A 10,956-nucleotide genomic window follows, 5' to 3' on the forward strand; every position below is an offset into this window, starting at 1 on the left:
GGTTGGGCACGCTCCTTGGCTGTGTACATCAAGCAGTTAGAACTCACGAATTTTAAGTCCTTTGGCGGCACCACTGTGATTCCGCTGCGGCCAGGGTTTACGGTCATTTCTGGCCCCAATGGCTCAGGGAAGTCGAACCTTTTGGATGCTTTGCTCTTTGCCCTTGGCCTTGCCGGTTCCAAAGGGATGCGGGCAGAACGATTGCCAGATTTGGTGAACCATAGCCAAACGCGGCGCAGCCATAGTGTTGTTGAAACGCGAGTCACAGTGACATTTGCACTGGATGCTGAAACGGAATGGCGGGTAACACGGCGACTGCGGGTCACTCAGCAGGGCACCTATACCTCGACCTACGCGGTGAATGATCAACCCTGCACCCTGAATGAATTGCACGATCAGTTACAGGCGTTTTGTATCTATCCCCAAGGCTATAACGTGGTCCTGCAGGGGGATGTCACTAACATCATTTCCATGAATGCCAAGGCACGGCGGGAAATCATTGACGAATTGGCGGGGGTGGCGGATTTTGACCGCAAGATTGCCCAAGCTCGCGAAAAATTAGATACGGTCAAGGACCGCGAAGAACGCTTCCGCATTGTTGAGGGGGAGTTGATTCAACAGCGCGATCGCCTGCAACGGGATCGGCTGCATGCCGAAAAATATCAAGCCCTACGATTAGAACTGCAAGAGCGAGAGCAATGGCTACTAGTGCGCCAATGGCAGGCCCAGGAAGAGCAAAAAGTGCAACTACAAGCACAGCTCCAGACTCTACAACAGGAGCAAACCCAGCGCCAAGGCCAACTGCAACAAAAGGCACAGGAGATGGCAGCGGCAGCGGTTACCCTAGAACACCTCAATCAACAGGTGAAAGCCCTGGGCGAAGAAGAGTATCTCCGCCTCCAAGCAACGTTAGCGGATCTCCATGCCCAACAGCGCCAATGTCAACGCCAGCAAACCGCCTACCAACAGCAGCAAGAACAGTTGGCAGAACAACTCCAGCAACGGCAAGCCCAGTACCACCGTCAACAGGCGCAGCACCGGCAACTTGCTGAAGAGTTAGCACAGCAACGGGGCGATCGCCCCCCCTTCGTTACAGCGGTTGCCACCAGCCAAGCCGCCCTCGAGGCCCTGCGGCAGCAAGCTCAGGAGTTGAATACAGCCGCCCAAGCTTGGTTTCAGGAACACAGTCAGCGGCGGCAGCGGATTGACACCCTGATCCATGAACTGGAACCCAGTCGCAGTGAGTTGTCTCGCCTTCAGGAGCGATCGCAACAATTGCGGCAGCGACAGGGGGAGTTGTGCCAAGCGGCCACCACCTTAGAAGCACAACAATTGGAATTGCAAGACGCTCTAGCAAAAGCTGCGGCAGCAGTCAAACAACAGGAGCAGCAACTGCAGACCCTTGCCCAGCAACTCGCTGCAGCACAGCAACAATTGAGCCTCACAGAAGCAACCTATCAACGCCTTGAGCGAGAACAGCGCCAAAAGCAGCGGGAGCTCGATCAATTGGAAGCACGGCAGCAGGCGGTTCAGGAAACCCAAGGCAGTTTTGCAGCGCAGCTCATTTTAAGTGCGGATCTCCCCGGCGTGTTTGGGCTGGTGGCACAGCTCGGCCAAGTGGACCCCCGCTATCAACTGGCCTTGGAAATTGCAGCTGGAGCGCGCCTAGGCAATATTGTTGTGGCAGATGACAGTGTAGCAGCGGCAGCGATCGCCCTCCTCAAGCGGGAACAGGCAGGTAGAGCCACGTTTTTGCCTTTGAATAAGATGGCACGTCCCAAGCCCCTCTCTCCCATTGCCTTGGCGGGTTGTATTGACTATGCGTTAAATCTCGTGACCTTTGAGCCGCAATATGCCCCCATTTTTGCCTATGTGTTTGGCAGTACGCTGGTCTTTGAGAGCCTTGAGGCGGCGCGACAATACCTAGGGCAATATCGCATGGTCACGCTCGAGGGAGATTTGCTGGAACCCTCAGGGGCAATGACTGGGGGCAGCCAGCGTCGCACCAATGCCCTCCGTTTTAATCAGGGCATCCCCCCCCAAGAGTCGGCAGAAGTCCAACAGGTGCGCGATCGCCTTGGGGAATTAGAAGGCCTGTTAGATCGCCTCCTGCAGGAGCGCACCCACAAACAAGGGAGAGTGAATGAGTTGAGCCAAGCCCTCAGTGAAGTCCGCCACAGCCATCGCGATCGCCAGCGGCAATGGGAGCAACTTCAGCAACAACAGCAGCACCTGAACCGCCAGCAAGCAGAGTTAGAGCGCCAGCAGCAGTACCTTAGCCAAGAGTTAACCGCAGCCGAAACTGAACTCACTCAGCTACAGGCTCGCCTTCCTCAACTAGAAGCAGAACTTGCTGCAGAGCGCCTTGCCCTCAATGCCCTTGAAGCCAATCCTAGCCATCAGCAGTGGCAGCAGGTTCAGGCACAGCTTCAAGCACAGGAAAAAATCCACGCGGATCATGTGGCCGCCCTGCAAGCCCTAGATCAAGCCTTGGGCGATCGCCACCGTCAACTAGAGCAACTGGAACGAGACCTCACACAAACAGAGCAGGAGATTCAGCGACTGCGCCAAGCCCAAGGGGAGATGCTCTGTCAACAGCAGGCCCTCGATCAAACCCTTGGTGACCTAGCGACACAAGTTCAAAAGACCCAAACTGCCCTGAGGGAGCTGGACACCCGCCTGGGCCACCTCAAGGGCGATCGCGATCGCCACGAGTACCAACTGCGGCAGCAGCAAAAGAACTATCAGCAACTGGAATGGCAATACCAAAAAGCCAGCGAAACCCTGACCACCCTGCAAGCACAACTTCAGGAATTGAGTACCATTGAGCCACCTCCCTTACCGCAGCCATTGCCGGAAGTACCCGCTGACCTCTCCCTTAAAGACATTCAACAGCAGTGCCAAGCCCTAGAAAAACAGCTCCGCACCATGGAACCAGTCAATATGCTGGCAATTCAGGAATTTGAGGAGACACAAGCACGGCTAAAGGAACTACAGGAGAAACTCGCCGTTCTGGCCGCGGAGCGCACGGAGATTTTGCTGCGGATTGAGAACTTCACCACCCTGCGTCACCAGTCCTTCCATGAAGCCTTTGATGCCGTCAATGCCAACTTCCAAACAATTTTTGCCACCCTCTCCGATGGCGATGGCTACCTGCAACTCGAAAGTCCTGAAGATCCCTTTGCTGGTGGACTGAATCTGGTAGCGCATCCCAAGGGTAAACCCGTCCAACGCTTGGCCTCAATGTCCGGGGGTGAAAAATCCCTAACCGCTCTCAGTTTTATCTTTGCCCTACAACGCTATCGCCCTTCCCCATTTTATGCCTTCGATGAAGTGGATATGTTTCTCGATGGTGCCAATGTCGAGCGCCTTGCCAAAATGATTCAGCAGCAGAGCCAACAGGCGCAGTTTATTGTTGTCAGTCTGCGGCGACCAATGATAGAAGCGGCTCAGCACACCATTGGTGTCACCCAAGCGCGGGGTCAACATACCCAAGTGATTGGCCTCGATTTAACAGCTCACCATTGATACCTGAAAAATCATGCCTAGAATTAATCCCTAGAATTTTAATAGTTCATCGGCGTGGATCGTAGTGGAACAGTAAGTTTGATTGAGCTGTCAAAATCTCCAAGTCTTGCTGAGGAGTGTCCCTATGAAATACTGGCAAAAACTTGGCTTGAGCTTATTGACGGTGGCCTGTTTGGGAACAATTGCCCCTCGGCCGGCCCAAGCCAATATGTTTACGCAAACGGAAGTAGATCAAAGCCGCTATGTGGTGATGGCTGTGCCCCTGGCCCGCGGTGGCTATCGCCTACTGGTGGTGGAGCAAATGAAGGATACTCGCCCCTGCTGGCGTGAATCGGGCAGGAACCCTGTGGTGATCGATCCGCTGTTGACGACATTTGACTTTACAGGCATTTGTGGTCGGGCTACGGATAGCAATGGCTACTCGATTCGGGTGGCGCAACAGGATTTAGGATTGCAGTATAGTCTGCGCATTGAGCAGAGGGATGGGGAGTTACTCCTCGTTGGCAGTAGCAATCGCGGTGGTCCGCGGATGGTGATTGGCCGCACCCACGGTATACAGGAAGGGCAATTTCTCAAATTCCATCTGGAACCCACTTGGCGGCTGACGCGGCGCACCTACGAAGGCCAAGTGCTGGGGCATGTTTATTTCACGAATGACACTTGGGAAGCAGCCACAGGAAGCGCGCCTACCCCTGTCAGCCCTGTCGGCACCGAAACCAACATCCCCCCTGCAACAACACCGCAAAGCTAGGCTTAGCGTTGCTTCATTGCCCGCTCCATTTCCCGCCTGTCCTGCCGCTGCTTGAGGTCTTGGCGCTTGTCGTGGAGTTTCTTACCACGGGCAAGTCCTAGAGAGACCTTGACCCGGCCATTTTTCAGGTAGAGCTTTAGGGGCACAAGGGTCAGCCCTTTTTGTTCAACTTTGCCCACTAGCTTACGGATCTCCTGCTTGTGGAGAAGGAGCTTGCGATCGCGCAAGGGGTCATGGTTATAGGATGGGTTGGTACTTTCGTGGGGCGAAATGTGGACATTCATCAACCACGCTTCACCATTGCGGATGCGGGCAAAGCCATCCCGCAAATTTACCTTGCCAGCGCGAATAGACTTTACCTCGCTGCCGAGCAACACAAGACCACATTCATAGGTTTCCAGAATTTCGTATTGGAAGCGCGCTTGGCGATTTTCACTCAGGACTTTGATACTATCGCCCATCAAAAACTCCGCAAAGGTATTGCCAATATACCGCAGTTTAGGGATAAGGGGAGTTTTCATCTTATCACTGCCCTCCCACCCCTTTGCTGAATGGTTGTGACGTCATGCCCAAGCTGCAGCAGTTAGAGTTTTTGCACGACCTACCCTTGATTGTCGTCGTGGATTGCGGTGGTGTGTGCTGCTCGCCCTACTGAAGCACTCAGCCACGCCGAAATTCATATTCAAGCGGGTTTTCCTTGCCTAGAAGCAACTTGGACAACCCCCGATGTTGCTTTGGTCTTGCAACAACAAGGAAGCTGACACAGACATCGGGATTGCTCCGTAGTACCCTCATAGCGGCCCCCTCTCCGGGGGCACGAGTTCGGGTTGGTCCGACCCCACGGACCGATTAGAGCTCAAGCCAAGCCCTTTCCTCAGAATCACTCACTACTTCAATCCTCAAAGTAGAATCATCTGATCAAAAACTAAGCAAGAGGTCAATCTAGCATGATGACAGCTTGTCAAGTGCACAATTAACAATCAGCAATAGCAATGCAGCATCTATAATAAGTTTTACAGAACAACATTTCTATAGAACAAACGCACTAACATTCCCTTATGGCTAAGTAATGAACTCCCTGTCAGTATTTTTAATGCTTCCCACGCCTATTTCGTTCAACTACAACCAAGCAGTATTAATCGCTCAAGCTTTTTCTCCTGAGCGGATTATTGAAGAAACTCAACCTCCTCCGCCACCCCCAAGTACACCAAAGATTACGATTCCTAGAGATCAGGAAATCCAGCCACCTGCTGATTCAGATAAGATTCGCTTCTTTTTGAAAGACATCACCATTAGTGGCTCAACTGTCTATTCTCCCGAAACTCTCAGGCGGCTATACGCAGATTGGCTCAACCGTGAGGTGACCCTTGCTGATATCTATACCATTGCCCAAAAAATCGCTGAACATTACCGCCGTTCAGGTTATCTTTTAATCCGTGTACTTGTACCTGCCCAAGAAGTAGCCGAAGGTACCGTTCGCCTCGAAGTTGTTGAAGGTTATATCGAGGAAGTACGTTTTGAAGGTTCCAAGGGAGCTATCAAACCGCTACAGCCCTATGCCAATCGCATCCAATCCTCCCGCCCTCTCAAAGCCAAGGTTCTCGAGCGCAATCTGTTGTTAATAAGCGACTTAGCAGGCTATCAAGTGAGTGGGCGCTTTGAACCCGGTAGCCAGCGTGGCACAGCCATTCTTTCGCTCACTGTAAATAAAGATTCGTTTCAACCTTTTGTCACAATTAACAACTGGTCTGCAGACAGTGTCGGGCCTGTTCGTCTCCAGGTAGGAACCTATCTCAACTCTCTACTCAACCGAGGTGAACAATTTATTCTCAGTGGTACAACAGTTCCCTTCGATTTTAATGAACTGAAAAGTGGTCGCTTCGATACAAACATTCCTTTAAATTCAAACAGCCTCAGGTTTCTAGGCAGTTTGAGTTACGCTGAAACCCAGCCTGGAGATAATCTTGCTCCCTTCGGGATCAAAGGCACCACTTGGGCGGGCAGCATAGGCTTCAGCTATTATCCCATTCGCTCAAGAAAACTGAATCTGCTCACAAGCATTTCCTTTGATGCCCTAAACAGCACCATCAGCACCACATTTTTAGGGCCGCCAGTTCCTCTGAGTCAAGACCGAGTCCGCGTGTTTCGCACCGCGAGTCAACTCAGCTACATTAGCTCGGTAGGATTCACTAGCGCCTCTATACAGCTCTCTCAAGGTGTTGCAGGCTTAGGTGCTCGCTTGAATGGAACTCCCACTTTACCCCTCTCTCGCTTGAATGCCACTCCTGCAACCTTCAAAGCCAACCTTGACGTTACTCAGATTTTCTTCCTCCCACAAAATTGGTCAGTCACCTTAACAGGTGCAGCTCAAGTAGCAGCAGCTCCCCTGGTGGTTTCTGAGCAGTTTGGCATTGGTGGCCCTAACTTTGGATCTGCCTACATTCAATCTGCCATTTTAGGAGATGACGGCTATGCCCTACGCCTTGAGTTGCAAAATACTCGCCGCTATCGCCTAGGTAAGACAAACTTTATTAGCCAGCCCTATGTCTTTGTGGACTACGGCCAAACATTCCTTAAAAGACCTACTATTGCTGAACCTCCGAGTCAACAAGCTTTTTCAACCGGTTTTGGTTTGCGTCAGCTAATCAACCCTAACCTACAACTTCGCTTAGAGCTTGGCCTTCCGCTCACGAGGATTACGCCTAATTTTGAGCAAACCCCCCGCCTTTTCTTCCAAATTCAAGGTATATTCTAGACTTTCAGGGATTGAAGCAGCAGTTGGTCCTCCCTTCCCTAGAACCAGTGCCTAGATCCAGCTCATATTAAGTTTTTAGACAATAGTCAATCTAGGTAGATATACTATTGACTGTACGAGTAGATACTTATATATATAAAGTCATAAGCCCCCTCTGAGGGATGAAATCTCCGTCACCGTGGGACCCACGGTGAGATAAAATCCCCTAGCAGAGGGCATAATCCCAATCCATAGAGAAAGGGTACAAGGGACTGTTGGCTTTAGCCGACGGTAGCTCACTTTAGCCCTAAGAATGCCCCAGGCTGGAGCGGTGGGGGCTTTAATCCTCTGAATACAGCCAGCAAAAGACAATAAGAGTGTTCCTATGAAAAAATTACTTAGTGTGTTCCTGAAAGGATTTGGTCTCACTCTGTCAAGTATTTTTCTAGGAAGCCTGAATTCCCAAGTGGTTAAGGCGCTGCCACAAAGCCCCAGCGTCATGCATGGTCAGGTTTTCTTTGGGCAAAGCACCCCCCATCAGCTCCACATTCTCCAAGGCAGCGATAAAGCGATCATTAACTGGGAGAGCTTCAGCATTGGCACCAGCGAAGGCGTCTTCTTTGTTCAGCCAAGTGCAACAGCAGCCGCGCTGAACCGAGTGACAGGGTTAACCCCCTCAAGTATTGCCGGTCAACTGAGCGCTAATGGTCGTATCTTTTTGATTAACCCCAACGGCATCGCCTTTTTGCCCACTGCTCAGGTGGATGTGGCGGGGTTGGTCGCCAGTACGTTGAATATCCAAGATAGTGATTTCATGCGGGGGATTTTGCGGTTTGAACAAATGCCGGGGAAACCGCCCGCCAGTGTCATCAATCAGGGGTTAATCACGGCCAAAGAGGCGGGTTTTGCCGCCTTGGTCGCGCCGGCGGTGCAAAATAGCGGTATCATTTCTGCGCGGTTGGGGAAAGTAGTTTTAGCATCAGGAACAACGGTCAGTTTAGATTTTTATGGGGATGGGTTATTAAGCGTAACCGTTGACCCGAAAATGGCCGGTCAAATTACGGATATTTATGGGAACAAATTAAGTTCACTGATAGATAACCAAGGGAATATCACCGCACCGGGGGGGATTGTCACCTTAAGCGCCCAAGCTGCCGGACAGGTGGTAAATACTGTGATTAACACCGGGGGAATTATTGAGGCGAAATATGCGGAAAACCGCAACGGAGTAATTATCTTATCCGGCGGTTCTAAAGGCACGGTAGCGGTGAGCGGCACGTTGGATGTGTCTGGGGAACGGGGCGGTAAAGTAGAAATTACGGGGGAAAATGTCGGGTTATTCGGTACGGCGAAAGTTGATGCCTCTGGGGAGAAAGCGGGCGGTTTAATTTTCGTGGGCGGGGATTATTTAGGTGGCCGGGCAGACAAACAGAGAGTTAACCCGGCTTTGAATGCCCAAAACACTTTTGTTAGCAGTCAAAGCATTCTGAGTGCCGATGCCAAAATTTCCGGCGATGGGGGTGAAGTCATCGTTTGGGCGGATAACTTTACCCGTTTTGACGGCACGATTACTGCGACAGGGGACAACGGCGGATTTGTGGAGACCTCCGGTAAGAACATCCTAGAGGTAGGCAGTACCGCTCGGGTTGATACCACCGGACGCACGGGTAAAACAGGCACATGGCTGCTTGACCCTCTTGACTTAACCATCGTTCCACCAGGAACGGATAATAGTGTCACCAGTAGCAGTCCCTTTAAACCCACAGGTGGCGGGTCAACTTTAACGGATGCAACGATTAACAGCGCCCTCTTGAATAATAATGTGGTAGTTACAACCGTAGGCACAAGTGGTAGTGCAAACGGGGATATTATTTTTGATAACAACGCCTATGTGAATTGGGCAACCGATAAGACTTTTACTGTGCAGGCCGCCGGACGGATTGTGATGCAGCCTGGCGCTAAGGTTACTAGCACCTGGAGCACCACCGGGTTTGATGCGATTGTTTTTGAAGCCAATACTGCGGGTACTACAACGGGCGGGATCCAAATTAATAATGCCACGTTGCAGACTAACGGAGGAAATATTAAGCTTACCGGTAAGGGAGGCAATACAGGATATGGCGTAGATATTCGTCGAAACGCAAACATTATTAGTATCAGCGGTTCAATTGAGATTACGGGTTACGGTGGCGCTGGTGGTAGTAATAACTATGGAGTTTACCTTAGTGAGGGTGGCCGCATTCAGAACAAAACCGGTAACATCATAATTAATGGTTTTGCTGGTGGCACTGGTACCAATAACGATGGCGTTTTTATTACAACAACACCGCGTTATACACCTGCAAGTCCATTACCATCGCCATCGCGACAAACTCAAATTACCAATATAGATGGCGACATAAAAATTGTAGGTACTGCCGACGGATCTGGGAGCACCGACGATGGCATTGCTCACTGGAATGCGTTGGTGCAAACCACAGGTCAAGGTAATATCACCTACATTGGTTTCTCAGGCACCGGTACCGGTTCAGGCAACAAGGATGGTCTAGAATTACAGCGGCATCTACAGTTATATGGCGGTACGAACTATAGTGCCAAGATTTCGGCAACAGGCTCAGGCAATATTACCCTAACGGGTGTTTTGCGCGGTGGTAACGCCAGCGATAACGCAATTAAGTTTGGGGAGCCACCAGGAAGTGCTCCTGATGCTGGTTTTGTTGTTCAAACAAATACAGGCAATATCTGCCTAGTTGGTGAACACACTGGCACTGCCACTAGTTCTTCTTCGGACTGGATGAGCATTCGTGCAGCAGGTCTCACTCGCACAATTCAAAGTATGGGTGGCGGCAACATTATTCTTGTTGGAGATAGGATTCAGCTTGATCCTGTTACCCCTACCACCACATTGAATAGCTCCGGCATTTTAGTTGTCCAGCCCCACACAGTAAATCGCAATATTGACCTTCTCGGTACCGCGTCTGACATAACTCATCTAGCGTTTAACGCTGCAGAGTTTGGTTTGACAACTAATTTTAGTCACATCATCTTTGGCCGCGAAGATGGCACAGGAACAGTTACAGTCAATGGTCCGATTCCGATCACTCGAAGCCAACACCTCAGCCTGCGAGGTGGTTCTATTAACCTCAACCAACAAATTAATTTAAGTGGAAAAACACTAGGTCTTTTCAGCAAGGGAGGCGTTGTCAATCAAACAGAACCGTTTAGTGCAGCTAACTTACTTTTATCGGGCAGCGGCACTTTTATCCTCAACCATCCCGCAAATAATGTCAACACCATCGCAACCGCTGGCTCAACCGGTGCGATTACATACCGAGATCAAAGTGCTCTTACGGTTGGCAGTGTCAGTATTCCTTTTGTTAGTACATATTCCAGTTGTTGCACCAGCTCATCGATCACCTTAACTGCTAACGGCATCACGACTAACAATGCTGATGTTATTTTGCGTACCAACGACCTACTCACCCTCGATAAGGCCAGCAACCTCGGCAGTGGCAACCTCACCCTGATTAGCCAAGGGGGAGTGACGCAGTCTGGTACCGGTAGCATCACTGCCGGTGGCCTGGGATTGCAAGGCACAGGCACCTTTGACCTGAACAACGCCAGCAACGATGTCAACACCTTTGCTGCCAACGTCAGCGGCGGCGTCACCTTCAAGGACAGTAATGCCCTAATCGTAGTTGGCAGCATTACCAGCACCGTGGGCACCGACAGCGCCACCACCAGTGGTGGCCTGAGCACGGGCGGCAACGATGCAATTGTGGAGACAGGGAATACCCTGACCCTCAATGCCAACAGCAACCTCGGCAGTGGCGGCAACCTCACCCTGATTAGCCAAGGGGGAGTGACGCAGTCTGGTACCGGTAGCATCACTGCCGGTGGCCTGGGATTGCAAGGCACAGGCACCTTTGACCTGAATAATGCA

5 protein-coding genes are annotated in these 10,956 nt (G+C 51.2%); 4 read left to right on the plus strand and 1 reads right to left on the minus strand.

Annotation, left to right across the window (positions count from 1 at the left end):
- The first annotated feature begins 21 nt into the window (after positions 1-21).
- A complete protein-coding gene (gene smc / locus NK55_RS06420) occupies positions 22-3,528 on the plus strand; it encodes a chromosome segregation protein SMC (protein WP_024124959.1) in 3,507 nt (1,168 codons plus the stop codon).
- 124 nt (positions 3,529-3,652) lie between these two features.
- Complete coding sequence (locus tag NK55_RS06425; RefSeq protein WP_024124960.1) at positions 3,653-4,279, plus strand: DUF3747 domain-containing protein; 627 nt, start codon at positions 3,653-3,655, stop codon at positions 4,277-4,279.
- A 2-nt stretch (positions 4,280-4,281) separates the two neighbouring features.
- Here NK55_RS06425 and smpB read toward each other — a convergent pair whose 3' ends face one another.
- Positions 4,282-4,740: an SsrA-binding protein SmpB gene (smpB, locus tag NK55_RS06430; RefSeq protein WP_024124961.1), complete on the minus strand. Its 459-nt coding sequence runs from the start codon at positions 4,738-4,740 to the stop codon at positions 4,282-4,284.
- A 608-nt stretch (positions 4,741-5,348) separates the two neighbouring features.
- Between smpB and NK55_RS06435 the strand changes: the two genes are divergently transcribed.
- Both NK55_RS06435 and NK55_RS06440 read left to right on the plus strand, forming a co-directional pair.
- Positions 5,349-7,034, plus strand: coding sequence for a ShlB/FhaC/HecB family hemolysin secretion/activation protein (locus NK55_RS06435; RefSeq protein WP_024124963.1), 1,686 nt, complete (start codon positions 5,349-5,351; stop codon positions 7,032-7,034).
- Between the two features lie 364 nt (positions 7,035-7,398).
- The coding region (locus NK55_RS06440; RefSeq protein ID WP_041429110.1) for a filamentous hemagglutinin N-terminal domain-containing protein at positions 7,399-10,956 on the plus strand (3,558 nt) is incomplete at its 3' end.

The sequence above is a fragment of the Thermosynechococcus sp. NK55a genome (assembly GCF_000505665.1).
GTDB lineage: Bacteria > Cyanobacteriota > Cyanobacteriia > Thermosynechococcales > Thermosynechococcaceae > Thermosynechococcus.